22 protein-coding genes and 2 pseudogenes are annotated in these 24,124 nt (G+C 65.4%); 10 read left to right on the forward strand and 14 right to left on the reverse strand.

All coding sequences use genetic code 11. From position 1 onward, the window contains the following. Position 1 precedes the first annotated feature (1 nt). The 3 genes from GGR00_RS09005 to mbfA form a co-directional block, all read right to left on the reverse strand. Positions 2-1,279 (reverse strand): glycosyltransferase family 2 protein, encoded by a 1,278-nt coding sequence (locus GGR00_RS09005; RefSeq protein WP_184699258.1) that lies wholly within the window; start codon positions 1,277-1,279, stop codon positions 2-4. Further along, on the reverse strand, positions 1,276-2,667 hold the full coding sequence (locus GGR00_RS09010) for a TackOD1 domain-containing metal-binding protein (RefSeq protein WP_184699259.1): 1,392 nt from the start codon (positions 2,665-2,667) through the stop codon (positions 1,276-1,278). The genes GGR00_RS09005 and GGR00_RS09010 overlap by 4 nt, the downstream gene beginning before the upstream one ends. 275 nt (positions 2,668-2,942) lie before the next feature. Then, positions 2,943-3,926, reverse strand: a complete 984-nt coding sequence (mbfA, locus tag GGR00_RS09015; RefSeq protein WP_055980959.1) for an iron exporter MbfA — start codon at positions 3,924-3,926, stop codon at positions 2,943-2,945. A 176-nt stretch (positions 3,927-4,102) separates the two neighbouring features. Here mbfA and GGR00_RS09020 point away from each other — a divergent pair, with 176 nt between their 5' ends. The 3 genes and pseudogenes from GGR00_RS09020 (at position 4,103) to GGR00_RS09030 (ending at position 6,187) form a co-directional block, all read left to right on the forward strand. After that, entirely contained in the window at positions 4,103-4,426 is a 324-nt protein-coding gene (locus GGR00_RS09020) for a hypothetical protein (RefSeq protein WP_183262890.1), read from the forward strand. Positions 4,427-4,593: 167 nt separating this feature from the next. After that, complete coding sequence (locus GGR00_RS09025) at positions 4,594-4,941, forward strand: YciI family protein (RefSeq protein WP_055981055.1); 348 nt, start codon at positions 4,594-4,596, stop codon at positions 4,939-4,941. Between the two features lie 2 nt (positions 4,942-4,943). Continuing rightward, a pseudogene (locus GGR00_RS09030) lies at positions 4,944-6,187 on the forward strand (RNA polymerase sigma factor). 24 nt (positions 6,188-6,211) lie between these two features. Here GGR00_RS09030 and cysK read toward each other — a convergent pair. Next, entirely contained in the window at positions 6,212-7,192 is a 981-nt protein-coding gene (gene cysK / locus GGR00_RS09035; protein WP_184699260.1) for a cysteine synthase A, read from the reverse strand. A gap of 152 nt (positions 7,193-7,344) precedes the next feature. Next, on the reverse strand, positions 7,345-7,962 hold the full coding sequence (locus GGR00_RS09040; RefSeq protein ID WP_055980948.1) for a LysE family translocator: 618 nt from the start codon (positions 7,960-7,962) through the stop codon (positions 7,345-7,347). A 209-nt stretch (positions 7,963-8,171) separates the two neighbouring features. Between GGR00_RS09040 and GGR00_RS09045 the strand changes: the two genes are divergently transcribed. After that, complete coding sequence (locus tag GGR00_RS09045; RefSeq protein WP_184699261.1) at positions 8,172-9,428, forward strand: Hsp70 family protein; 1,257 nt, start codon at positions 8,172-8,174, stop codon at positions 9,426-9,428. Positions 9,429-9,523: 95 nt separating this feature from the next. Here the strand turns inward: GGR00_RS09045 and GGR00_RS09050 are convergent, their stop codons facing one another. From GGR00_RS09050 to GGR00_RS09060, 3 genes are all read right to left on the reverse strand, one after another. Then, the gene (locus GGR00_RS09050) at positions 9,524-11,239 is read right to left on the reverse strand and encodes a SulP family inorganic anion transporter (protein WP_156381363.1); all 1,716 of its coding nucleotides are present in this window, start codon (positions 11,237-11,239) and stop codon (positions 9,524-9,526) included. An 84-nt stretch (positions 11,240-11,323) separates the two neighbouring features. Next, a complete protein-coding gene (locus tag GGR00_RS09055; protein WP_055980943.1) occupies positions 11,324-11,566 on the reverse strand; it encodes a helix-turn-helix domain-containing protein in 243 nt (80 codons plus the stop codon). A gap of 89 nt (positions 11,567-11,655) precedes the next feature. After that, a complete protein-coding gene (locus GGR00_RS09060; protein WP_055980940.1) occupies positions 11,656-12,342 on the reverse strand; it encodes a phosphatase PAP2 family protein in 687 nt (228 codons plus the stop codon). A 239-nt stretch (positions 12,343-12,581) separates the two neighbouring features. Between GGR00_RS09060 and GGR00_RS09065 the strand changes: the two genes are divergently transcribed. Beyond that, entirely contained in the window at positions 12,582-14,567 is a 1,986-nt protein-coding gene (locus GGR00_RS09065; protein WP_184699262.1) for a PhoX family protein, read from the forward strand. A gap of 270 nt (positions 14,568-14,837) precedes the next feature. After that, positions 14,838-15,824, forward strand: coding sequence for a carbon-nitrogen hydrolase family protein (locus GGR00_RS09070; protein WP_184699263.1), 987 nt, complete (start codon positions 14,838-14,840; stop codon positions 15,822-15,824). A 56-nt stretch (positions 15,825-15,880) separates the two neighbouring features. On the opposite strand, the gene GGR00_RS09075 is transcribed toward GGR00_RS09070, so the two are convergent. The 4 genes from GGR00_RS09075 to GGR00_RS09090 form a co-directional block, all read right to left on the reverse strand. Next, positions 15,881-16,219, reverse strand: coding sequence for a hypothetical protein (locus tag GGR00_RS09075; RefSeq protein ID WP_055980930.1), 339 nt, complete (start codon positions 16,217-16,219; stop codon positions 15,881-15,883). Positions 16,220-16,383: 164 nt separating this feature from the next. Further along, positions 16,384-16,695, reverse strand: coding sequence for a hypothetical protein (locus GGR00_RS09080; protein ID WP_184699264.1), 312 nt, complete (start codon positions 16,693-16,695; stop codon positions 16,384-16,386). 319 nt (positions 16,696-17,014) lie between these two features. Beyond that, the gene (locus GGR00_RS09085) at positions 17,015-17,743 is read right to left on the reverse strand and encodes a hypothetical protein (RefSeq protein ID WP_184699265.1); all 729 of its coding nucleotides are present in this window, start codon (positions 17,741-17,743) and stop codon (positions 17,015-17,017) included. 58 nt (positions 17,744-17,801) lie between these two features. Then, the gene (locus tag GGR00_RS09090; protein WP_082496718.1) at positions 17,802-18,398 is read right to left on the reverse strand and encodes a GNAT family N-acetyltransferase; all 597 of its coding nucleotides are present in this window, start codon (positions 18,396-18,398) and stop codon (positions 17,802-17,804) included. Between the two features lie 275 nt (positions 18,399-18,673). Between GGR00_RS09090 and GGR00_RS09095 the strand changes: the two genes are divergently transcribed. After that, positions 18,674-18,988, forward strand: coding sequence for a hypothetical protein (locus GGR00_RS09095; RefSeq protein WP_055980921.1), 315 nt, complete (start codon positions 18,674-18,676; stop codon positions 18,986-18,988). A gap of 48 nt (positions 18,989-19,036) precedes the next feature. Continuing rightward, on the forward strand, positions 19,037-19,357 hold the full coding sequence (locus tag GGR00_RS09100; protein ID WP_244487916.1) for a hypothetical protein: 321 nt from the start codon (positions 19,037-19,039) through the stop codon (positions 19,355-19,357). Between the two features lie 45 nt (positions 19,358-19,402). Here the strand turns inward: GGR00_RS09100 and GGR00_RS09105 are convergent, their stop codons facing one another. Beyond that, positions 19,403-20,344: a homocysteine S-methyltransferase family protein gene (locus tag GGR00_RS09105; protein ID WP_184699266.1), complete on the reverse strand. Its 942-nt coding sequence runs from the start codon at positions 20,342-20,344 to the stop codon at positions 19,403-19,405. Between the two features lie 234 nt (positions 20,345-20,578). Here GGR00_RS09105 and GGR00_RS09110 point away from each other — a divergent pair, with 234 nt between their 5' ends. Then, positions 20,579-21,223, forward strand: a complete 645-nt coding sequence (locus tag GGR00_RS09110) for a TetR/AcrR family transcriptional regulator (RefSeq protein ID WP_184699267.1) — start codon at positions 20,579-20,581, stop codon at positions 21,221-21,223. Positions 21,224-21,275: 52 nt separating this feature from the next. Beyond that, a complete protein-coding gene (gene lepA, locus GGR00_RS09115) occupies positions 21,276-23,084 on the forward strand; it encodes a translation elongation factor 4 (protein WP_184699268.1) in 1,809 nt (602 codons plus the stop codon). Positions 23,085-23,579: 495 nt separating this feature from the next. Here the strand turns inward: lepA and GGR00_RS09120 are convergent. Continuing rightward, a pseudogene (locus tag GGR00_RS09120) lies at positions 23,580-23,858 on the reverse strand (GIY-YIG nuclease family protein); the annotation flags it as partial. Positions 23,859-24,124: the final 266 nt, after the last annotated feature.

Here is a 24,124-nt window from a genome sequence, read left to right on the forward strand (position 1 = left end):
GTCACCATGGCCTAAGCAGGCGCACTTTTGCCGGCACGTAATTGTCGCGATGCGAGCCCGAGAGAAACCACTCGTCGATATAGGCGCTCAGTCGCACGAAGCGCATGACATACGACATGAACAGCGAATAGGCAGGCAGGAAGGGTGCGTTTCGTGCAAAGGCGGCGCGGCCGGTTATCCGGCTGGCGAGACCGAGCATCGCTGCATCCAGCACCAGCAGTGCCAGTTGCAGGGAAACCAGGATTGAGATCGCATCAAGTCCGTAATTCGCGGCGAGCCAGAGCAGGTAGATGGGGAACATGACTGCGCTGGCGACGCCGAACAGGGCGAAGTCCCACTGATGCAATGCCTCCGCCGGGCGGAAATTTTGCCCAAAAGGGTTGAGCAACCGGCGATGCTTCCGGAACCTGAGCCAGAAGGCGTCCCGCTCCCACCGCAAGCGCTGCCGGATGTAGGCATAAACGGACTCGGGAACGTCGGTGTAGCAGAGTGCATCGGGCACGAAGGCAATGCGCCACCCTGCCTGGCGCATGCGAATGGTGACATCGAGGTCTTCACCCCCGCCGACGTCAAGACCACCAACCTGGACCAGCGCTTCGCGGCGAAATGCTCCGAACGCCCCCGAACAGCATGTTACCTGCTCCAGCGACCCGCTGAAGCGCTTGCCCACGGATATGGATTCCAGATACTCGATTTCCTGAATTTGCGTCATCAGCGTCGCACTCGCGTTGCGGGGGGCGATGTCGCCACAGGCCGCCCCGACACGAGGGTCGTCAAAAGCCTGCAACAGCGCCTCAATGGCGAACCGGTCGAACGAGCAGTCGCAATCGACGTTTATGATGATGTCGCCCTGCGCGACCTTGCAGGCGAGGTTTACGCCGCTTGACTTCCCGCCCCTGACGTCCGTCGCCAGAATGCAGGTTGCATCTCCGGAGCCGACGATCTCGCGCGCCACCTGGCTCATCCGGTCGGTCGAGCCGTCGCTCACAATCACGATCTCGAAATCTGGAAAGGACTGTTCCCTGAGCGAGCGGACGCATGCCCGAATGGAATTGGCCTCGTTGTGTCCGATCAGGACGACGCTTACTTTGCGGGGCGCATTGTCGAACAATGGAGCCGCATTGACGCTCGATGGTTCCCTACGCTGGCTTAGCGCTACTGCGGCGAAGGGCAGGGCATAACGGGGCAGGTCGAACAACAACGTGTACCAGAATATCGCCACGATGCTCGACAGCGTCTGCGAAAGCAGAAGCGAGATGCTTAATTCGACATCGGTCAACCGCTTGCCCCATCCGAAGCACCCCACAGGATGCGTAGCCTCGGCTGCAGGTGATCCGACAGGACTGCCTCGCACATGTTGAGGATGACTTGTGCGTCGCCGTCCCTGTCGGATTGCGTGAGGTGGTAAAAGAGGACGAAATCGCGGTCCAGTGACGAGTGGACTGTGGCCATTCCTGCCAGATAGCCCTGAAGATTTTCGGTGAACAACCTGCGAAGGGAGGAAAATATGGCCTCTCCGCTCCTGCCCACAATGGTGTCTTGCGCCTCGTAGACCAGTTCGGCAACGACGCAATCCTGCCGTGCCGGGAGTTCATTCGTCAAAGAGCGCAGCTCCTTATGCAGCCCATCCGGACAGTCTTTCAGTTGCGGCGGCGAAAGCAGCAGCTGGCTGGCCCGATTGGTCAGTTGGAGCGTGGCATATTCCGACAACGCATACGAGAACACATCGACCCGGGTTACCCTTTGGCCGTCGACCCCCGCGCCGCAATCCTGGCACACGAACCCGATAGCCGGCTCGGACGTCGCATAGCGGCATCCACCACATACCTGCACATTTCCGGGCTTGTCATAGTCCTTCCCGTAGTTACGCAACTGCTTGCGGCATTTGGGGCAGACAAGAGCGTTGCCATTTCGGAATTCTGCCTCGGGGCCGAGTTGCGCACAGCTATAGTGATGGATCAGCGGCGACTCATCCAGATTGGCCGACCGGCACTTTGGGCATTCTTCCCTCACCACCAGCCTGTGTGAGCCACAGCTGTCACATTGGTGGTGTCGGTCGACGAATTGTCGTTCGAGCCACCCCCGATTTGCGAGAGCTTCCGCGATCAGCCTTGTAGAATGGGTGTCGAGAAATCCTTTCATGGCATGGAAATATCTGGAGCTGGAATCCCGCACCGGCGTGAGCGGTTCGCCGGAAACGAACAGATGAGCGACCATCCTGGCCGCTGGAGTCTCCACCAGCAGGAATTTGGGCGACAGCCGTGCCCTTCTCTCCGAGAACTTCCGGATAGTGGCAGCCGTCCTCATGAGCGCGTTGGGATCGGCGATGTCGAAATCGACGTCCGGGACGTGGCTGTATCCACCCGTCACGTTGATAACTGGTACCAAGCCAAGATTTCGAGCGCTTCGGAAATCCTCCAGGGCAGGGAGGTGCCGTTCGTCCGTGAGCACTATCGCGTCGACCTCTCCACTCTCAACGACCTTGAAGATCTTGCGGAGATTGCCAAACTTCGCGCTTGCCTGCGGGAACAGAGCTACCCGTGGAACGGGTATGTCGAACTTTTCCCATATAGATTCTAGTATTTCTATTGAAGTATAGGGTTCTATTTTAAGGTTTTTTTCGCCTATCGCGATTGCTTCAAATTCAGAAAAACTCTGGCTCAACATCAACTGCCTCCACTGCAAAATCAACAGATGAGAAGTGTTTTGCAGACTGGAAAGTTTCTTTAAAAATTAATCTTCATTTGATGGTCGTCAATCGCATATTGGAGCTATCCAAGCGCATAGCTATTTTGATTTAGGAGCCAGTGAAAGGATATGATCGGCAAGTATTTTGGGTGGAAAATTGGCACTCTAGAGTGATGCCGCCAGGCGTACGTCCTGGCGGCATCACTCTGGATTGAGATGTGGCCGCGAAGCGGCCGGATGAGGGGGTGGCGTGGTTACGCATTCCCGATCAGCACGCCTGCCGCAAGCACCAGCGCGCCGCCGAGCACCACCTGGAACGTGGCGCGCAGGAACGGCGTCTCCATGAAGCGGTTCTGGATGTAGGCGATGGCCCAGAGCTCGAAGAACACGACGATCGCCGCGACCGTCGTGGCGGTCCAGAAATGCGGGATCAGATAGGGCAGCGCGTGGCCGAGGCCGCCGACGGCGGTCATGATGCCGGAGGCGAGGCCGCGCTTGAGCGGTGAGCCGCGGCCCGACAGCTTGCCGTCGTCGTGGGCGGCTTCGGTGAAGCCCATCGAGATGCCGGCGCCGACCGAGGCGGACAGGCCGATGAGGAATGTCTGCCAGGTGTCCTGCGTGGCGAAGGCGGCGGCAAAGATCGGCGCCAGCGTCGAGACCGAGCCGTCCATCAGGCCGGCGAGGCCCGGCTGGACATAGGTCAGGATGAACTGGCGCCGTTCGCCCACCCTTTCCTCGTCCTTGACGTCCTCCGGCACGAGCTTGTCGCCGAGGCGCTGGGCCAGCGTCTCGTGGCTCTGCTCGGCCGCGGCGAGGTCGCCAAGCAGCTTGCGGGTCGAGGCGTCGCTCGTCCGCTTCATCGCCTCGACATAGAAGCGGTAGGCCTGGCGCTCCATCTCCTCGGCCTGGTCGCGGACCTTGTCGATGCCGAGCGGCCGCACTAGCCAGTCGGGCTTGCGCTCGTAATAGCCGCGGACATGCTCGCGCCGGATCAGCGGAATGCGCTCGCCGAAGCGGGCGCGGTGCAGCTCGATCAGCGCGGCGCGATGGCCGTCCTCCTCCTCGGCCATGGCGTCGAACACCTTGGCCGATTGCGGAAACTCGTCGCGCAAGCCATCGGCATAGGCGCGGTAGATGCGGCCGTCGTCTTCCTCAGACGATATTGCGAGGGCCAGGATCTCCTGCTCGGACAGGGAATCGAAGGCGCGGCGGCCGAAGCCGAAGACACGGGACAACATGGGCGAATCTTTCAGTTTAGAATAATTCTAAACTAGGCATTTGCCGCGCACCGGTCAATGCGCGGATGCGGCGCGTGACTTTTTTGCCGCACGCGCCGGGCGATGAAACGACGTTCCTTGTTATAGCCCAATGTTTGGCTATATAGCCTAATCTCACCTGATAGAAGGAATGCACCATGGCGGCCAGGCAGCACGCGCATCACATCGACCCCAAGCCCGTGCTCGAGCTGATCGCCAGCATCGAAGCGGATCTCGCGCGCCTCAAGGGCATGCTCGAGCCGCAGCCGGAAAAATTCGACCCGGCCAATCCGCACAACAAGACCTGCGACGGCAAGCTGACGCCCGACGGCGTCGAGTGCTGCTACCGCATGTTCGACGAGGGCAGCTCGCGCTATTCGGTGGCCCGCGCGATGAAGATCTCGTTCGCCGCCGCCACCCACCGCTTCAATGCCTGGCGCAAGGCCGGCGGCGAAAAGCGGGTGCGCTCGCTGCTCGGTTGAGCAACGCGCTGCGCGGAGCCGGAGCGTCCAGCGCCCGGCTCCTGCGCGGCCCTTGCCGAAAACCCCTGCCTGGACGAAAAAGTCTCCGGCGCCTGTCGAAATCGAGCTCCGTCGGGCGACATCCGTTTGCCCCGCGACGAAGCGGGTTGGAAACGCAGGAGACGACGATGCAGTACATGCTTCTCATCCACTTCGAAGAGACCGGCGAGGTTCCCAGCCCCGAAGAGGCAAGGCAGATGGGCGCGCCCTATGCCGCCTACAACGAGGCGCTGATCAAGGCCGGCGCGCTGGTCTCGGGCGAGCGCCTGCAGCCTTCGGCCACCGGCACCGTCGTGCGGGTCCGCGACGGCAAGACCGAAGTTCTCGACGGCCCCTTCGCCGCCACCAAGGAACAGCTTGGCGGCTTCTACGTCATCGAGGCGCCCGATCTCGATGCCGCGCTCAACTGGGCGGCACGCTGCCCCAGCGCCAGCAACGGCACCATCGAAGTGCGGCCCGTCTGGCCGACCCGCTAGGCATGGCCTCTGCCGCGGACCGGGCGCGGGCGGCAGCCGAAGCCGCTGCCGGCCGGAGTTATGGCCGGCTGGTCGCCTGTTTGGCCGCGCGCAGCCGCGACGTCGCCGGGGCCGAGGATGCGCTCGCCGACGCCTTTGCCGCGGCACTCGTCAAATGGCCGGTGACCGGCGTGCCAAGTCATCCCGAGGCCTGGCTTCTGACCGTCGCGCGCCGCCGCGCCATCGACCAGCAGCGGCGGCGCATCGCCGGCGAGGCCGGCCAGGACCATCTGCGCCTTATCGGCGAGGAGCTGGAACAGGAGATGGCGCGCGAAAAATTCCCCGACGACCGCCTCGGCCTGATCTTCGCCTGCGCCCATCCGGCGATCGACCCGGGCGTGCGCGCGCCGCTGATCCTGCAGGCGATCCTCGGCTTCGATGCCGCCGCCATCGCCTCGGCCTTCCTGGTCTCGCCCGCCACCATGGGCCAGCGCCTGGTCCGGGCCAAGGCGCGCATCCGCCAGGCCGGCATCCCCTTCCGCGTTCCCGAAGCGGCGGAGCTCGGCGAGCGGCTCTCGGCCGTGCTGGAGGCGGTCTATGCCGCCTTCGCCGAAGGCTGGGCCGATCCGGCCGGCACCGAATCCCGCCGCCGCAACCTTGCTTCCGAAGCCATCTGGCTCGGCGCCTGCTGGCCGAACTGATGCCCGGCGAGGGCGAGGCGGCCGGGCTGTTGTCGCTGATGCTGCACGCCGAGGCCCGTCGTGCTTCGCGCCGTGATGCCGGCGGCGAGTTCGTCCCGCTCAGCGAGCAGGACACGCGGCTCTGGGACGAGACCATGATCTCGGAAGCCGATGCGCTTCTCCGCCGCGCCGGCGCATTGGGCGGCATCGGCCGCTACCGCATCGAGGCGGCGATCCAGTCCGCCCATGCCGCGCGCCGCGTCACCGGCCGCACCGACTGGCCGGCGATCGCCACCCTCTATGCCGGCCTGATGACGATCACCGCCTCGCCCGTCGTCGCCGTCAACCATGCGGTCGCGGTTGCCTATGCCGTCGGCCCGGCAGCGGGCCTCGCCTTGCTCGACGCCATCGATGACGCCCGCCTCGGCCAGTACCAGCCCTATTGGGCCGCCCGCGCCGAGCTTCTGTCGCTGGCCGGCAGGTTTCCCGACGCCGACAAGGCCTACGAGATGGCGACCGGCCTCGAAACCGATGCCGCCGTCCGCCGCTTCCTGCAACGAAAACGGGCGGCTCTCGCCGCCCGCTGAAGAGAAGAGGGGGAAGGTCGCCCCTTAGCCGCCGAGGCCCTCGAACAGCACCGTCGACAGATAGCGCTCGGCGAAGGACGGGATCACCACGACGATGTTCTTGCCGGCATTTTCCGGCCGCGAGCCGACGACCACGGCCGCCTGCAGCGCCGCCCCCGAGGAGATGCCCACCGGCACGCCTTCTAGCCGCGCCACCAGCCGCGCGTTGGCGACCGCATCCTCGTTCGAGACCTTGACGATCTCGTCATAGATGGTGGTGTCCAGCACCTTCGGCGCGAAGCCGGCGCCGATGCCCTGGATCTTGTGCGGGCCGGGCTGCCCGCCCGACAGGATCGGCGATCCCTCCGGCTCGACGGCAACCACGTGCAGCGACGGCTTGCGAGCCTTGATCACCTGGCCGACGCCGGTGATGGTGCCGCCGGTGCCGATGCCGGCCACGAAGATGTCGACCGAGCCCTGCGTGTCGTTCCAGATTTCCTCCGCCGTCGTCGAGCGGTGGATCTCGGGGTTGGCCGGGTTCTCGAACTGCTGCGGGATGATGGCGTTCGGAATGGTCTGCACCAGCTCCTCGGCCTTGGCGATGGCGCCCTTCATGCCCTTGGCGCCTTCGGTCAGCACCAGTTCGGCGCCGAGCAGCGCCAGCATCTTGCGGCGCTCGATCGACATCGTCTCGGGCATGGTCAGGATCAGCTTGTAGCCCTTGGCGGCGGCGGCGAAGGCGAGCGCGATGCCGGTGTTGCCCGAGGTCGGCTCGATCAGCGTGCTCTTGCCCGGCTCGATGCGACCGTCGGCCTCCAGCGCCTCGATCATGGCCACGCCGATGCGGTCCTTGACCGAGGCGATCGGGTTGAAGAACTCGAGCTTGGCCAAAAGGGTCGCCACCACTCCCTTTTCCTTGGCGAACTTGTCCAGCCGCACCAGCGGCGTGTCGCCGATGGTTTCGGTGATCGAGCCATAGATGCGGCCGCGACCGGGCGCACGCGTGGAGGTGACGGGCTGGTTCATTGATTTCGCTCCCGAAATTGCCTGAGATTGGTGCGACGAAGATAGGGTGTCGCACGGCAAATTCCGAGTGGGCGTCGTGCTGATTAGGGCCATTTCCCGGAAACGTGTTTCCGGGAAAGCCGAATGCAAGGAATGAAATTCCTGTCCGCCGCCTACTGGCGGACGGCGATCGCCGCCGCCGCGCCGACCATGAAGCCGGCCGCCGTGCGGTTCAGCGCCTTCAGCGCCCGCGGCGTCTTCAGGAACCAGCGCGCCTGCGAGGCGAGCGCCAGGTAGGGCACCAGCACGATCAGCAGCACCACGATGGTGATCGCCACCAGGATGCCGTAGTCGGCCAGCGTCACCGTGCGCAGGTCGACCACCGTCGGGGTGATCGCCAGGTAGAAGATCATCGTCTTCGGGTTGCCGAGCGTCACCGTCAGGCCGGCGATGAAGCTCGAGAACAGCCCGCCCTTGCCCTTCTTCGCCTCGATCGTTTCGGGCGTGATGCCGCTGTTCCAGAAGTTCCAGGCCAGCCAGGCGAGATAGGCGACGCCCAGCCACTTGACCAGCAGGAACACCATGCCGAAGGTCTGCGCCACCACGGCGAGACCCAGCACCACTGCCGTCAGGTAGGTCAGGTCGCCGACCACCAGCCCCAGCGACATGGCGAGCGACGAGCGGAAGCCCGAGCCCAGCGCCCGTGCCACCAGCGCGGTCACGCCGGGGCCGGGAATGGCGGCGGCAATGGCAAGCGCGCCGCTATAGGCGAGAAATCCTGTCAGCGTCATGGGAACGGCCTGGATGTCGGTTGATCGACGGCTCTATGCCACGAAACCGGTATCCGGGGAATGGCGCGGGCGTTGGGCCAGCGATCACATTTTGCCGGAAGGCGCCTCAGACATCGACATTGCCCGCCGCGTCGTGTATGCGCTCGGTCCCGCTGCGGCCTTTCACTGGATCGGCCGCCCGATCACGCAGAAAAATTCAGGACGAGACGATGCGACCGGCTTTCGGCGGCATAGACTTTGGCACTTCCAACTCCACCGTCGGCGTTATCGAGAACGGCCGCCCGCGCCTCGTCGCGCTCGAGGGCGAAAACGTCACGCTGCCTTCGGCCATCTTCTTCAACTTCGAAGACAACCAGACGGCACTGGGCCGCCACGCCATCGGCGAATACACCGACGGCGCCGAAGGCCGCCTGATGCGCGCGCTCAAGAGCGTGCTCGGCTCATCGCTGGTGCATGAAAAGACCCGCATCAAGGCCAGGCAGATCGCCTTCACCGACATCATCGGCATGTTCGTCGGCCATCTCAAGGACCGCCTCGAGGGCCATGTCGGCGAGCCGGTCGAAAATGTCGTGATGGGCCGCCCGGTCCAGTTCGTCGACGACAATCCCGAAGCCGACGCCGCGGCCCAGGGCGAGCTCGAAAAGGCCGCCCGCGCACAGGGTTTCAAGCACATCGACTTCCAGTTCGAGCCGATCGCCGCAGCTCTCGATTACGAGCGCACCGTGACGGGCGAGGAACTGGCGCTGATCGTCGACATGGGCGGCGGCACCTCCGACTTCTCCATCGTCCGCGTCTCGCCCGAGCGCGCCGCCTCCAACGACCGCAAGGCCGACATCCTGGCCAATCGCGGCGTCCACATCGGCGGTACCGATTTCGACCGCCTGCTCTCGATCGCCCATGTCATGCCCGAGCTCGGCTATCTCACGCCGACCAAGGACGGCAAGCGCAACCTGCCTGCCGGCTATTTCATCGACCTGGCGACGTGGCAGCGCATCAACCTGCTCTACACGCCCAAGGCCAAGCTCGACCTGCGCCAGATCCGCTTCGAGGCACAGCGTCCCGAACTCATCGACCGGCTGATCGAGGTCGTCGACCAGCGGTTCGGCCATGCCTTGGCGACCAGGGTTGAAAAGGCCAAGATCGAGCTCACCGATGCCGCCGAAGCCTCCATCGACGTCTCGCTGCCGGCAGCGAAGTTCACCGCCTTGCTGACCCGGCAGGGTCTGGAGGACACCATCCGCGCCGCGGTCGGCCGCGTCACCGCCACCGTTGCCGATACGCTTGAAGAAGCGCAGGTGCGGGCCGGCGACATCACCGCCGTCTTCCTCACCGGCGGCTCGACCGCCATTCCGCTGGCGCGCCAGAGCATCCTGGCGCTGGTGCCGGAAGCCAGGATCGTCCAGGGCGATGCCTTCGGCTCCGTCGGCCTCGGCCTCGCCCTCGACGCCCAGCGCAAGTTCGGCTGACGGGCAAATCTCCGATGCGCCAGTAGCATTGCTGCCGTCGACGTGGTGGCCATGCCGTGAAGGTCGAGCGCCGCCACGGTTCGGAACGCGGCGGCCTATCCCCTGAGCAAATCCTGCGCGTCCCGCACCGAGGCCGCGTAGCTGACGGCGGGATGCTTGACGCCGTGGTTGATCAGCATCCGCCGCATCTGCGGCGAGGCTCCGGTGATGAAGAAGCGGACGCCTGCCTGCCGTGCCTTGCGGGCGGCGCCTTCGAGCACGTTGGCGGCGGTCGAATCGAGAAACGGCACGCCCGAGCAGTCGAGGATGAAGTTCTTGCGCTGGTCGGCGATGCGATCCAGCACGGTTCCCACGGTCGAGGCCGCGCCAAAGAAGAACGCTCCCGAGATGCGGTAGATCACCGTGTCGGCATCGCCGGCGTCGCTCGCTTCATAGGCATGGCGGCTGCCATTGCTGGCGTCGGCCACGTCCTCCTGCACCAGCGGCCGGTCGCTCTCCACCGCGATGCTCTTGGCCATGCGGTCGATGAACAGGATGGAGCCCAGCGCAAAGCCAACCACGATGCCTTCGGTCAGGTCGCGGAACACCACCAGGAGGAACGTCACCATCAGCACCAGCGCGTCGCCCCATGACGAGCGGATCAGCGTCGCGAAGGCCTGCTTCTCGACCATGTTCCAGGCAACGACCGCAAGCACGCCGGCCAGGGCCGCCAGTGGGATGTAGGAGGCGAGCGGTGCTGCCACCAGCATGAAGGCGAGCAGGAACAACGCATGCAGCATGCCCGACACCGGCCCATGCGCGCCGGCCCGCACATTGGTCGCGGTGCGGGCAATGGTGCCGGTGACGCAGATTCCGCCGAACAGCGCCGAGCCGATATTGGCAAATCCCTGCGCCACCAGCTCGCAATTGGACCGGTGCCGCCGCCCGGTCATGCCGTCGGCGACGACCGCCGATAGCAGGGATTCGATGGCGCCGAGCAGCGCAAAGGCCACCGCGTCGGGCAGCACGGCCATCGCCTTGTCCACGCTGAAGGCGGGCAGGGACGGCCAGGGCAGGCTGCGCGGAATGCCGCCGAAGCGCGTGCCGATGGTCTCCACCGGCAACGCCAGCAATGCCGTGGCGAGCGCTGCCACGCCGACGGCGATCAGCATGCCGGGCCAGTGCGGCCTGGCACGCTTGAGCACGAGGATGGTGCCGATCGTCAGCGCCGTCACCGCCAGCGCCGACGGATTGGCCGTGCGTGCCGCCAGCGCCAGCGCCTCGAGCTTAGGCAGCAGCGCTCCCGGTTCCTTGCCGGCCAGCGTCAGGCCGAACATCTCGCTCAGCTGGCTGGCGAAGATGATGACGGCGATGCCGGCGGTGAAGCCCACCGTGACGGGGTAGGGGATGAACTTGATGTAGGTGCCGAGCCTGAGATAGCCGATCGCGACCAGCATGACGCCGGCCATCATCGTTGCCAGCAAAAGGCCCTCGACGCCCTCGCGCGCCACCGTCGCCGCCACCAGCACGATGAAGGCGCCCGCCGGCCCGCCGATCTGGAAACGGCTGCCGCCGAGCGCCGAGACGATGAAACCGCCGACGATCGCGGTGAACAGGCCTTTGTCGGGCGAGACGCCCGATGCGATGGCGATCGCCATCGACAGCGGCAATGCCACGATCGCCACCGTCAGCCCGGCAATCGCATCGGCCCTGAACTGGCTTGCGCCATAACCCTCGCGCAAGACCGTCACCAGCTTCGGCGTGAACAGCTCCGCGAAGCTCGGCTGCCTGTGCTGGTCCTGTTGCCCTGATTTGCTGCCTGCGTCCATCATCCCACCACGTCGCAACGCGGCGGGATCGTCGGCAGGACTGTCGGCGGTCGCCGTCGCGGCTACATCACGCGGATCGTTAAGAGCTCAGGCCTTCTTCTTCAGGCGCACGCCCCGGCCGCCGCTGTCGCTCTCGCCGATCAGCTCGACGCCGGCGGCATCAAGCGCCTCGATGACCTTGGTCAGCGTGTCGACCACGCCGCGCACCACGCCCTCGCTCGCTTCCATGCGCTGGATCGTCGGCACCGAAACCCCCGCCAGTTCGGCGAGCGTCTTCTGGTCGATGCCTGCCAGCGCTCGTGCGGCGCGCATCTGTGCGGCTGTGATCACTGAGATGTTCCCGTCTCGATCCGCAACATCAATGTATCATACATTCATGTTGATGTTTCAAGCATCATTATTGATGCCTGTAGCGTGTGTCATGCCTCGCCGATTTTCGGCCGCATCAAATAGCGGCTGACCAGCCAGCACAGCGTCGCCCAGGCAAAGCCGGCGCACCAGCCGGCCAGCACGTCCGACGGCCAGTGGACGCCGAGATAGATGCGGCTGATGCCGACCATCAGGGTCGTCAGGATGGCGACGGCGAAGACGAAGATCGTCGTCGCCCGTCCCGGCAGGAACCGCGCCAGAAGCGCGCCCAGCGTCAGATAGGTCACCGCCGACAGCATCGCGTGACCGCTGGGAAAGCTCATCGTGTAGACCTGCGCCAGATGCGGCACCAGGTCGGGCCTGGGACGGTCGATGCCGAGCTTGAGCAGGCTCGACAGCACCTGGCCGCCGGCCACCGAGGCGAACACGAACAGTGCCGGACCCCAGCGCCGGGTCATGCCGAGATAGATGACGACGATGGCGGTGATGTAGATCAGCACCGAGGCGCTGCCGAGCGCGGTGATGTCGCGCATCGCCTCTTCCAGCCATGACGGGCCGATCGGGTCGGCCGGGTTGCCGGCTTCGCGGAAGAACAGCAGGATGTCGGTGTCGAAGGCGTGCGGCGCCGCGTCGCGCGCCACCTCGGACAGCTCGACGAAGCCCCACAGCCCGCCGGCGATGATGATACCCGCCGCCAACAGCGAGAATTCGATCCGGTTCCACAAGCTCTGATGCATCGTCGTGCCGTTCCCTTCCACCTTGGGATGGCCGCTTCCGGGCCCGTTCGCAACAAGTTCGGAACAAGTGGGGAGCTCTTTCCCAAAGAAAAGGCATGCATGCAAAAGGTCGCAGCGCGCTCGCGCCGGTCACGTTTGGCGGCAGGGCGGATTTTCGGCCACACTGTCATGCTGCTGTTATGCGCGGCAACTAGCGGTCTCGGCGAACCCCAAGCCGAACACCCGCCAGAGGTTACCAGATGAGCCAGCCCCACGATCAGAAGTTCCGCACGTCGATGCTCGAGGACAATGACGGCCCCGGCCACAACCCGACCGAAAACCGCACCATGGGCGACATCATCGCCCGGCGCTTCTCGCGCCGCGGCTTCCTCCAGGGCTCGCTCGCCGTCTCGGCCATCGCCGCCACCGTCAGCCCCATCGCCATCATCCTCGCCGACGATGCCCGCGCCGCCGGCGGCTCGGCCTTCACCTTCGACGAGGTCGCGGCCGGCATCGACGACAAGCACCATGTCGCCGCCGGCTACGACGCCGACGTGCTGCTGCGCTGGGGCGATCCGATCTTCGCCGATGCGCCCGAATTCGACCCGCTCAACCAGTCGGCGGAAGCCCAGGCCAGGCAGTTCGGCTACAACAACGACTATGTCGGCTACATCGAGCTCGAAGGCTCGTCCGAGCACGGCCTGCTCGTCGTCAACCACGAATACACCAACGAGCACCTGATGTTCCCGGGCATCGTCAAGCTCGTCGACGGCAAGATCGAGGTGTCTTCCGCCGACCAGAAGCGCGTCGACATCGAGATGGCAGCCCATGGCGGCACCATCGTCGAGATCCGCAAGGACGCCGGCAAGTGGCAGGTCGTCCGCGACGGCAAGCTCAACCGCCGCATCACCGCCACCACCGAGATGCAGCTGACCGGCCCGGCCGCCGGCCACGACCGCCTCAAGACCAATGCCGACGCCACCGGCACCAAGGTCTTCGGCACGCTCAACAACTGCGCCGGCGGCGTCACGCCCTGGGGCACCTACATCATGGCCGAGGAAAATTTCCACGGCTATTTCGGCGGCGAGCTGCCCGCCGACCACCCCGAAGCCGCCAACTACGAGCGCCTCGGCGTGCCCGAAGGCACCTATGAGTGGTTCAAGTTCTACGACCGCTTCGACGTCTCCAAGGAGCCCAACGAGCCCAACCGCTTCGGCTGGATCGTCGAGGTCGACGTCAACGACCCGACCTCGCTGCCCAAGAAGCGCACCGCGCTCGGCCGCTTCAAGCACGAGGGCGCCGAGTCGATCGTGGCCGGCGACGGCCGCGTCGTCTTCTACCTCGGCGACGACGAGCGCTTCGACTACGTCTACAAGTTCGTCACCGCGGGCAAGTTCAACGCGCAGGACCGCGCCGCCAATCTCGACCTGCTCGACGCCGGCACGCTCTACGTCGCCAGGTTCGCCGAGGACGGCGCCTTCGAATGGCTGCCGCTGGTCCAGGGCGAAGGCCCGCTTACCGCCGACAACGGCTTCGTCAGCCAGGCCGACGTCGTCATCGAGACCCGCCGCGCCGCCGACCTGCTCGGCGCCACCAAGATGGACCGCCCCGAGGACATCCAGCCCAACGCCGTCAACGGCAAGGTCTATGTCATGCTGACCAACAACACCAAGCGCAAGGCCGACCAGGTCGACGCCGCCAACCCGCGCGCCGAAAACGCTTTCGGCCACATCATCGAGCTGATCGAGGACGCCGGCGACTTCACCGCCACCAGGGGCAAGTGGGAAGTTCTGCTCAAGTGCGGCGACCCGGCGATCGCCGAGGTCGGCGCCTCGTTCTCGACCTCGACCTCCGAGAATGGCTGGTTCGGCATGCCCGACAACTGCGCCGTCGATTCCGCCGGCCGCCTGTGGGTTTCGACCGACGGCAACTCGCCCAAGGCCACCGGCCGCACCGACGGTCTCTGGGCCGTCGACACCGAAGGCGAGGCCCGCGCCACCTCCAAGCTGTTCTTCCGCGTACCCGTCGGCGCCGAGATGTGCGGCCCGCTGTTCACGCCCGACGACCAGACCGCCTTCGTCGCCGTCCAGCATCCGGGCGACGGCGGCGAGGACTGGGAAGGTTTCGGCCGCCCGTCCTATTACGAGGACCTGTCGACCCGCTGGCCCGACTTCAAGCCCGACATGCCGGTCCGCCCGGCCGTCGTCGTCATCACCAGGCAGGGCGGCGGCAAGATCGCGGTCTGAGCCCGACCGAACCATGCCACGACAATGGGGGCCGCCTGGCCCCCATTTGCCCTGCCTCTGATGTGCTTGCGTGCATCTGTTTCGGTTGACGAATCGGGGACGCGTCGGCATCTTTTGCCTGCGCGTGGCTCACGCTCAACCTCCTCGGACCTTCCCCAGCATGGTCCTTCCAGGAGGCAAAGGGACAGTTGTCTCGGGTCGTTGTCTTGGTCCTGATGTTTCGGGTGTGGTTGCTGGGGAACGCCGTCCGAGACGTGAAAGGCCCCGACGATGACCGAAAACCGAAACTTCAAGCGTCGCGTGCGCGCTCGTGCTGCCAGGACAGGTGAGTCCTACACCTCCGCACTCAGGCACCTCCGCCCATCCAGCAACTCGCAGCCTCAGGCCAGGTCCGTGCGTCTGGCCGTCGCCCAGACCACTGCCTGCGACGATCCCCGCGACATCGCCGGCCTGCGCCGTGCCGGGTTAGAGATACGCCGCCTCATGCTCGAGGCGCGTCAGCTGGGCGCGCGGCTGGTGCATTTCCCCGAGGGCGCGACCTGCACCCCCAACAAACGCACCATGTCCAGCACCGGGCGCGAACACATCGGCCCATCCGATTGGACCCGGTTCGAATGGGCTGTCTTGCGCGAGGAACTGGACGCCATTGGGACATGTGCGCGCGAACTCGGCTTATGGACGGTCTTGGGCTCGGTGCACCCTCTCACCGAGCCCAACCGTCCGCACAACTCCCTGTACGTTGTCTCCGACCGCGGGCAACTGGTGACGCGCTATGACGAGCGCATGCTGTCCAACACCAAGGTCTCGTTCATGTATGCGCCCGGCTCGATCCCGGTCACCTTCGATGTTGACGGTGTCCGCTTCGGCTGCACGCTCGGCATGGAGTCGCACTTCCCGGAACTCTTCGCCGAATACGAGCGGCTCGATGTCGATTGCGTGCTGTTCTCGACCACTGGCGGGGCTTTGCCCGATGGTTTTTCTGCCGAGATGCAGGGTCATGCGGCCAGCAACAGCTACTGGACCAGTTTCGCTGTCCACGCCCAGCACAGCGCGACGGCACCGTCCGGCATCATCGCATCGGGTGGTCGATGGGCCGCGCGGTGCCCAGCGGATGGCTCTGCCGCCATCGCCGTCGCGGACATTTCTTGCGATGCACAGAACCTGTCTCGCCCTTGGCGGCGCACCGCTCGCTCGGGCATCTACGAACCGCATCTGGTGAATGGCGACCCGCGTAGCGACGATCGCGACAGCTTCTAGACTTTAGGAAAGGGCACCGACCACTGCGGGCGGACCGGTCCCGATCGCCCGCGGCCTTACTTCCCGGCCAGCGCCGGCCCGAGCGTGATCAGCGCCACGGCCACCACCGCGAGCCCGACGCCGATGCCCTGGATGCCGCTTAGCTTCTCGCCGAAATAGACGATGGCGACGAGGTTGACGGCGATCAGCTGGATGACGGCCGACAGCGAAAACGACACCGACATGCCGAAGTCGCGCACCAGGCGCAGCATGATGAGGTTGCCGAGGGAATAGAGGAGCAGCGTCACCACCAGCTTGCCGATGGTCGGCTCGATGCCCCAGGTCTTGGCCACCATCGCGGCGATCAGGAAGATGACGGTCGAAAAACCAATCAGTGAAAGGCCGATAACTGACATGTGAGGCAAGCTCCCGAGAATGCCCGCGATTTGCTCCGAATGCCGCCCCAACGTCAAGCAGCGCGGCGACACGGTCCAACGCTATCGCGGCATCCCGCGCAAAAACCCTCCCGTCCGGAGACGGGAGGGTGGGCAGCTTCACGTCTTGGGAGCCCCTGATGCCATCAGGGATAGGTACACTTGCCTTTCTGCGGTTCGCCCTGCGGGCCGGGGGTGCCGGTTTCTTCCCAGTCGCCGCCATGGCCGGCGCAATAGGCGATCATCAGGTTGCACGATGCCTTGTTGTTGCACGTCTCGACATGGCCCTGTGCCTGTCCGCCGCCGCCCGGCGCCTTGAGGCCGAGCTGGTGCGGCGGTGGTGCCGGCACGCGGGCCTTGAGCTGGGCTGCGGAGGCAGCGCCGGCAAAGGCCGACATCGACAGGGCAAGCGTCGCGATCAGCGACGAACGGATGATGCTGTTGGTCATGGTCGTCATTTCGGGTTCTCCTCTGGGACACCTTGATCTTGCGGCTTTCCGGCCGCCACGATCGTGTGTGTCCTGGCAGGGGAAGAAGGTTCACGCCGGATAGGGAAAAAGTTCTGGCGAACTCCAGCTTTGCTTTCATGCCACGACAACCGGACATGGATATGCGGCAATCCATCCCCTGCGCCGACTTCGACGTCGCCATGCCGTGACATCAATGAAAGGCACGGCGGCCCAGAACGGCAGCCGTATCTTCCGACCGCACCTTCGCGCGGTAGCAATCCCAGCCGTCAGACCCCGTGTAATGCAAGCGCAAGGGTCAATTGACAGCCTAGCCACCTCCCGCCGGGATTGCCGCAACCACCCGCCCGGAAAGCGCCAGGTCATCGTTCGTCGCCATCACTGCCAGCGACGTCACCGGCAGTTCGGCCAGGATGCGCCGGCGCCACCGCTCCGCCAGCCCCGACAGATCGGCCGTTTCCGCAACGCTCAGCGCCGCCGCGAAGTGATAGCAGCCGACCACGTAGAAGCGGGTCTGCCGCGCGCCGCATGCCCGCTGGACGAGCGCGAACACGTCCTCGCCGTCGCGGCAACAGGGATAGACCGGCAGGTAGATGCGGCCGGTGTTGATCCGGCCGAGGAACGGCCCGCCGATGCGCAGGGAGAGTGCGCCCAGCGGGGCGAGAGCCGCCGCGGCGGCATCGGCGCAACGCGCCAGATCGGTTTCGGCAAGGCCGCCGACGATCGTCGCATGCAGCTTGGGAGAACGTTCCCGGCCGATTTTCCAGGCGATCTTGTCGCTGAACGAAAACGAGCGAAGCTCCGCCTCGAACCGTCGAAACGCCTCTGACCTGCCCAACTCCCCGGCATCGACAGGCACGACCAGCGAATGCCGCGGCGTCGCGTATCGACCGTTGCGATAGTCGGTCCCATCCTTGCCGGCCAGTGCGTCCGGGTGGCCCGGGGCCACCAGCGGCAGGTGGGCGAGGCGATAGGCCTCGTCGAAATCCAGTGCCTCGCCTGGGCCGAAGCTCCGGCGCGCGTCGTCGTAGCCCATCATGGCGTCGTCGCAGAATGTCATCTCGGGGGGGCCATGCGGGCAGGGCTGTCGGAGCGCCTCACGGCTTGACCATCAGCACCCAGTTCTCGCCCGCGCCGGTCCAGCCCTCCTTGACCATGGGCTCGGTAGCGATCTCGCGGTATCCGGCGCTCTCATAGAGGTGCCGGGCCGTGGCGTTGGCGTCCGAGACGATCAGGCTGGTGCCCGTGCAGCCGGTGGCCTCGGCTATTGCGTCGGCCATGGCCAGCAGCCGCGAGCCGAAGCCGCGTTCCCGCGCCTCGGGCAGCGTCGCCACCACGTTCACGTACCAGCTGCCGACGGCCAGCGCCTCGAGCATGTTGAACGGCACGAACATCGCGGGCGTGTCGGGGTCGGGTATCGTCGGCTCGATCGGATAGCCGATCAGGCAGGCCAGCACCTTGCCGTGCTCCAGCACGACGGCGTTGCGGTACGAGAAGCTGCCCTCTTCGCGCCGTGCCCGCTGGCGCCCCATCTCCCAGGGATCGCCGCCTTCGGCCATCTTGGTCCAGAGATACAGCGGCAGGCCGTCGCCGGCCATGTTCACCAGCCTTGCCAGGATGTCGGCGTCTTCCTTGGTGGCGGGGCGGGCCTCGGCGGTCAGGCCTTCGTCACTGTGCGCAGCCTTCTCGGCCATGACCGCTCCTCCATTCTGCAGCCGTCCCCCGGCTGCGGTCCATATAGGAGCGCGCACCGCCAGCCCAGTCAACCGCGCTTTGGGCTGCTGCCCGGGGGCAGGGCGGGAACGTCGGCTCTGCCGTTTGTCACCCATCCCGGAATGTCATGTTTTTAAACTTGATATTTTTAGTCCAGTTTTGTATTGGCTCATTCCAGGCGGCGGGTTAGGTTGCCATGGCCGCGCATCGTTCGGCGCGCGGTCATGGTGTCGGACGAACACAGGAGGCGAACCGGATGATGCATGTCGCTCCCAGCGCGGGCTTTTCCGAAGCAGGCAGCCGCGAAACGGACATTGGCCGCTATCTCTCGCTTTTCGGTCGTGTCGAAGCCCTGAAATCGCAGGTCGACAGCGCGCGGCGCATCGCCAACGAAAGCCTCGGCCGGCTCAATGCCTTGCCGCAGCCCGAGATCGGCGAAAACACCCTGTTCGTCGATGCCCTCGACATGCACCGCCGCGACAAGGAAGCGCTGTTCGAGGCGATGCGCCAGCTCGACGCGGCACGCGAAGCCCTGCGGCTGGTGGCAGCCGCCGTCGTTCCCGGCCGATGAATCACAGGCCCCGCCGAGGGCGCACACGTTTCTGATCTGGAGATTTTCTTGTTGGCACATCTGAGCGAGAACGAACGTCGGCACGAGGAAGCCCAGGCGCATATCCGCGCCACCATCATGAACGAATTCTGCGAGGTCATGCGCAAGACGGGCCTGCCGCCGATGGTCGTCATGCGGCTCGCCGCCCAGGCCGTGGGCTCGATCTACCGCGAGACCGCGGATGCCCACTCCGGGCCGGCTGCCTGCCCGTGTGGCTGGTGCCCGCGCGAAGGCACCGATGTCGACATTCTCTGCTCGGCGCTGCTGGCCGCCTGCACCCGCCGCAAGGGCCGCGACCTCCGCTCCATGGCGATTGCCGGAACGGCCTGACCGCGGCCCGCTCGCCCTGTGCGAGGGCCGCGGCGGCGCCGTGCCTCAGTTCGGCAGGCAGGCTTGGCAGATCGCCGCGATGTGGCGGTGGTCGGTGCCGCAGCAGCCGCCGAGGATGCGCATCGTCGGAAACGACCGCGTCAGCGCGCTGTAGCGGCGGCCGAGATCGGCGGGATCGCCGGGGTCCAGCGTTTCCGAATTGTCGAGCTCGGCATGGCTCTTGGCCGAGGCGTTGGCCTTCACCCCGGCCACCCGCTGGAGCCATTGTTCGCCCGCCGCCAGCGCCGGGGCGAAATGGCTCGGATGGGCGCAGTTGATCATGTAGTAGAGCGGGTAGGCGCCGGTCTCGCGGTCGGTCGTCTCGATCGCCTCCTTCAGCGTCTTCCCCGTCACCAGCCTGCCGTCGGTCTCCACCGTGAACGAGATCATGCACGGCATGCCGAGCTTTTTCGCCGCGCGGGCGATGCCGATCGCCTCGTCGATGTTGGTCAGCGTATAGGCCGCCACCATGTCGGCACCGGCCTCGGCAAAGCTGGCGATCTGGGCCGCGTGGTAGGCCTCGGCCTCGCGCGCATCCATGTTGCCGGCCTTGTAGCCGTCGCCGCGCGGGCCGATGGCGCCGCTCACCACCAGCGGCGTCTCCGGTGCTTCCCACGCGTCGCGTAGCTCTTCGAGCAGGCGGATCGAGCCGACGTTGATCGCCTTCAGCGCCTCCGCCCCGTAGCCCAGCTTCGCGCCCCAGTCGGGGTTGGCGCGCCATGTCGCGCTGTCGAGCACGAAGCCGGTGCCGCGCCGGCGGGCGATGTCGAGATATTTCTCGTAATAGCCCTTCAGCCGTGCCCGGCCCTCGGCGCTGTCGAGCAGCACGAAGGAGGCGAAATGCGGCAGCTCGACGCCGTCATGGAAAATCAGCGTCGTTTCCATGCCGCCGTCGCTGAGGAACAGTCCGCCCTTCATCTGCGGCAGGTCGTTGCGGTACTTGGCCATCTTTGTCTCCGATACCAACGGTTCCCGTCCTGCCGCACGGCCGGCATCGGGAATGGCGAAAGTGTCGCCCAGCCGTTGCTTCGGAACTAGAAATCTTGCGGTGCGGTGGTCGTCGCATCGTGAAACAGGTAAAAATTCCAATGGCTTGGCCAAGCCTGTGGCGGCGTGTGTGTCATCGGTGATATTCTGCCGGGGCCAAAAACCGTACCTCGGGTACAGCGTTTCGGATCGGATATGGGCAAGGGCCTCGAAACCCGTGAGCGGATTCTCGCGATCGCCGAGATGTCGGTGCTCGCCAAGGGTTTCGGCGCCACCTCCATCGACGAGGTCATCGCCGAGGCCGGCCTCACCAAGAGTGGCTTCTTCTACCACTTCAAGGACAAGAACGAGCTCGCCCGCGCCATGCTGCTGCGCTACGTCGCGGCCAACGACCGCGTCTTCGACGACGTCTTCGGCCGCGGCCGCCAACTCTCCGACGACCCGCTCCAGGCCTTCCTCATCGGCCTCAAGCTGCTCGCCGAGGTCATGGCCGACCTGCCCAATGGCCACCCCGGCTGCCTCATCGCCTCGGTCTGCTACCAGGAGCGCATGTTCGACCGCGAGGTCCGCGCCATCGCCGCCAGTTCGGTGCAGGGCTGGAACGCCCGTTTCCGCGCCACGCTCGACGAGATCGCCCGCCTGCACCCGCCGCGCGAGGCGGTCGACCTCGACACCGTCGCCGACATGATGTCCTGCATCGTCGACGGCGGCATCATCATGTCCAAGCTTATGGCCGACCCGCGCCGCCTCGAGCACCAGGTCCTGGCCTTCCGCAGCTTCGTCAAGATGCTGTTTGGTCCCGCCGCGGCCGTCCGCCCGGTCCAGCCCGCCACCGCCTGAGGTCGCAAAGCCGCGCTTGTTAACGCTTGCCGCCCCTGCTAAAGCGCGGCGCATGACCACACCGCTCGACCACATCCGCAATTTCTCCATCGTTGCCCACATCGACCACGGCAAGTCGACGCTTGCCGACCGGCTGATCCAGTCCACCGGCGGGCTGGAACTGCGCGAGATGACCGAGCAGGTCCTCGACAACATGGACATCGAGCGCGAGCGCGGCATCACCATCAAGGCCCAGACCGTCCGCCTCAACTACAAGGCCAACAATGGCGAGGACTACGTCCTCAACCTGATCGACACGCCCGGCCACGTCGACTTCGCTTATGAGGTGTCGCGCTCGCTGTCGGCCTGCGAGGGCTCGCTGCTCGTCGTCGACGCCTCCCAGGGCGTCGAGGCCCAGACGCTCGCCAACGTCTACCAGGCCATCGACAACAACCACGAGATCGTCGTGGTGCTGAACAAGATCGACCTGCCCGCCGCCGAGCCCGAGCGCATCAAGGAGCAGGTCGAGGAAGTCATCGGCATCGACGCCTCCCAGGCCGTGCACATCTCGGCCAAGACCGGCCTCGGCATCGAGGACGTGCTGGAGGCGATCGTCACCCAGCTGCCGCCGCCGCGCGAGGGCGACATCGACGCCCCGCTCAAGGCGATGCTGGTCGACAGCTGGTACGACACCTATCTCGGCGTCATCGTGCTGGTGCGCATCATCGATGGCAAGCTCAGGAAGGGCCAGACCATCCGCATGATGGAGACCAACGCCAAGTACCTGGTCGAGCGCACCGGCGTCTTCACCCCCAAGATGGTCCAGGTCGACGAGCTCGGCCCCGGCGAGTTCGGCTTCTTCACCGGCTCGATCAAGGAAGTGGCCGACACCCGCGTCGGCGACACCATCACCGAGGACAAGCGCCCCACCGCAAAGGCCCTGCCGGGCTTCAAGCCGGCCCAGCCGGTGGTGTTCTGCGGCCTGTTCCCGGTCGACGCCGCCGACTTCGAGGACCTGCGCGCCGCCATGGGCAAGCTGCGCCTCAACGACGCCAGCTTCTCCTTCGAGATGGAAACCTCGGCCGCCCTCGGCTTCGGCTTCCGCTGCGGCTTCCTCGGCCTCCTGCACCTCGAGATCATCCAGGAGCGGCTCGAGCGCGAGTTCAACCTCGACCTGATCGCCACCGCCCCGTCCGTCGTCTACCGCATGAACCTCAACGACGGTTCGACCAAGGAACTGCACAACCCCGCCGACATGCCCGACGTGGTCAAGATCGCCTCGATCGAGGAGCCGTGGATCCGCGCCACCATCCTCACCCCCGACGACTATCTCGGCTCGATCCTCAAGCTCTGCCAGGAGCGCCGCGGCATCCAGGCCGACCTGTCCTATGTCGGCAAGCGCGCCATGCTGGTCTACGACCTGCCGCTCAACGAGGTGGTGTTCGACTTCTACGACCGCTTGAAGTCGATCTCCAAGGGCTACGCCTCCTTCGACTACCACCTCACCGACTACAAGGAAGGCGACCTCGTCAAGATGTCTATCCTGGTCAACGAGGAGCCTGTCGACGCGCTCTCCATGCTCGTCCACCGCACCGCAGCCGAAAAGCGCGGCCGCGTCATGGTCGAGAAGCTGAAGGAGCTGATCCCGCAGCACATGTTCAAGATCCCGGTCCAGGCCGCCATCGGCGGCAAGGTCATTGCGCGTGAGACCATCTCGGCGCTGCGCAAGGACGTCACCGCCAAGTGCTACGGCGGCGACGTCACCCGCAAGCGCAAGCTGCTCGAGAAGCAGAAAGAGGGCAAGAAGCGCATGCGCCAGTTCGGCAAGGTCGACATCCCGCAGGAAGCGTTTATTCAGGCGCTGAAGATGGGCGATAACTAGCACTGCCCTTACCCTCCCCCTTGTGGGGAGGGTGGCGGCGCAGCCGCCGGGTGGGGGTTAGGCCCGCAGGGCCGGATGAGGGGCAGTGCTACCTCACCAACCAAGCTTCGTCGCAGATCAGCGGTGCACGTCGATGACGGGCTCCCCCAAAACCCTCATGGTGAGCCGTGAGCTTGTCGAACGGTCGAACCATGACGTTTTGGGGCGTCCAGAATATGGCGCCTTGCGCCCTCGTGGTTCGACAGGCTCACCATGAGGGCTACTGGAGCGCCTTCGCCTGCCACGGCCGTCTTCCCTCTGAGTCGCGACGACCCAGAACTTTACGCAACCCACCCAAAACACTCGTGGTTGCCGTGAGCTTGGGACGGTCGAACCACGAGGGTCTTGGGGCCGCCGCACCCACCGCCCTCATGGTGAGCCTGTCGAACCATCCGAATCCGGTCCATCATCGCCTTCGCCCGAACGCTTCCACCACGGCGTGAACTCAACCCCTTGCCGGTTCTTCGCCAATTCCGGCAGCCTCTCATAGGCCAGCGCAATCAGCGCTTCCTTCTTGGCACGCGTCCAGCCCTTGATCTGCCGTTCGCGCTCGATCGCCTCGACGATCCGGTCATATGTTTCGGTAAACACCAGCGTCACCGGTCGCCGCTTGGCGGTGTAGCCGTCATGGAGACCTTCGTTGTGCTCCCACACCCGCGCCTCGATCTCCTGCTTGGTCAGGCCGGTGTAATAGGAGCCATCCGCGCAGCGCAGGATGTAGACGGTGACTTCCATGCGTGCAGCCTCCGCAAAAATGCAGTGCTGGTCCCAGCGCAGCCCTCATCCTGAGCTTGTCGAAGGATGGGCCTGTCGAAGGATGACCTGCGTGCGCCACCCCCAAAACCCTCATGGTGAGCCTGTCGAACCATGACGTTTTGGGGCGTGCAGGATATGGCGCCCAGCGCCCTCGTTGTTCGACAGGCTCACAGTGAGGGCTACTGCGGCGCCTCCGCCTCTCAATCGCTTTCTTCTTAGCGGGGGGACGGCAGTGCAGATGCCGG

The organism is Aminobacter aganoensis, assembly GCF_014206975.1.
GTDB lineage: Bacteria > Pseudomonadota > Alphaproteobacteria > Rhizobiales > Rhizobiaceae > Aminobacter > Aminobacter aganoensis.

Excerpts from the sequence above, each read along its gene's own strand:
- GGR00_RS09075 (WP_055980930.1), bottom strand. The coding sequence starts at position 16,219 with ATGTCAGTTATCGGCCTTTCACTGATTGGTTTTTCGACCGTCATCTTC.
- GGR00_RS09010 (WP_184699259.1), bottom strand. The coding sequence starts at position 2,667 with ATGTTGAGCCAGAGTTTTTCTGAATTTGAAGCAATCGCGATAGGCGAA.
- GGR00_RS09080 (WP_184699264.1), bottom strand. The coding sequence starts at position 16,695 with ATGACGACCATGACCAACAGCATCATCCGTTCGTCGCTGATCGCGACG.
- cysK (WP_184699260.1), bottom strand. The coding sequence starts at position 7,192 with ATGAACCAGCCCGTCACCTCCACGCGTGCGCCCGGTCGCGGCCGCATC.
- GGR00_RS09090 (WP_082496718.1), bottom strand. The coding sequence starts at position 18,398 with ATGGCCGAGAAGGCTGCGCACAGTGACGAAGGCCTGACCGCCGAGGCC.
- GGR00_RS09040 (WP_055980948.1), bottom strand. The coding sequence starts at position 7,962 with ATGACGCTGACAGGATTTCTCGCCTATAGCGGCGCGCTTGCCATTGCC.
- GGR00_RS09050 (WP_156381363.1), bottom strand. The coding sequence starts at position 11,239 with ATGATGGACGCAGGCAGCAAATCAGGGCAACAGGACCAGCACAGGCAG.
- GGR00_RS09070 (WP_184699263.1), top strand. The coding sequence starts at position 14,838 with ATGACCGAAAACCGAAACTTCAAGCGTCGCGTGCGCGCTCGTGCTGCC.
- GGR00_RS09060 (WP_055980940.1), bottom strand. The coding sequence starts at position 12,342 with ATGCATCAGAGCTTGTGGAACCGGATCGAATTCTCGCTGTTGGCGGCG.
- GGR00_RS09020 (WP_183262890.1), top strand. The coding sequence starts at position 4,103 with ATGGCGGCCAGGCAGCACGCGCATCACATCGACCCCAAGCCCGTGCTC.
- GGR00_RS09105 (WP_184699266.1), bottom strand. The coding sequence starts at position 20,344 with ATGGCCAAGTACCGCAACGACCTGCCGCAGATGAAGGGCGGACTGTTC.
- GGR00_RS09085 (WP_184699265.1), bottom strand. The coding sequence starts at position 17,743 with ATGATGGGCTACGACGACGCGCGCCGGAGCTTCGGCCCAGGCGAGGCA.
- mbfA (WP_055980959.1), bottom strand. The coding sequence starts at position 3,926 with ATGTTGTCCCGTGTCTTCGGCTTCGGCCGCCGCGCCTTCGATTCCCTG.
- GGR00_RS09045 (WP_184699261.1), top strand. The coding sequence starts at position 8,172 with ATGCGACCGGCTTTCGGCGGCATAGACTTTGGCACTTCCAACTCCACC.
- GGR00_RS09025 (WP_055981055.1), top strand. The coding sequence starts at position 4,594 with ATGCAGTACATGCTTCTCATCCACTTCGAAGAGACCGGCGAGGTTCCC.
- GGR00_RS09065 (WP_184699262.1), top strand. The coding sequence starts at position 12,582 with ATGAGCCAGCCCCACGATCAGAAGTTCCGCACGTCGATGCTCGAGGAC.
- GGR00_RS09095 (WP_055980921.1), top strand. The coding sequence starts at position 18,674 with ATGATGCATGTCGCTCCCAGCGCGGGCTTTTCCGAAGCAGGCAGCCGC.
- GGR00_RS09110 (WP_184699267.1), top strand. The coding sequence starts at position 20,579 with ATGGGCAAGGGCCTCGAAACCCGTGAGCGGATTCTCGCGATCGCCGAG.
- lepA (WP_184699268.1), top strand. The coding sequence starts at position 21,276 with ATGACCACACCGCTCGACCACATCCGCAATTTCTCCATCGTTGCCCAC.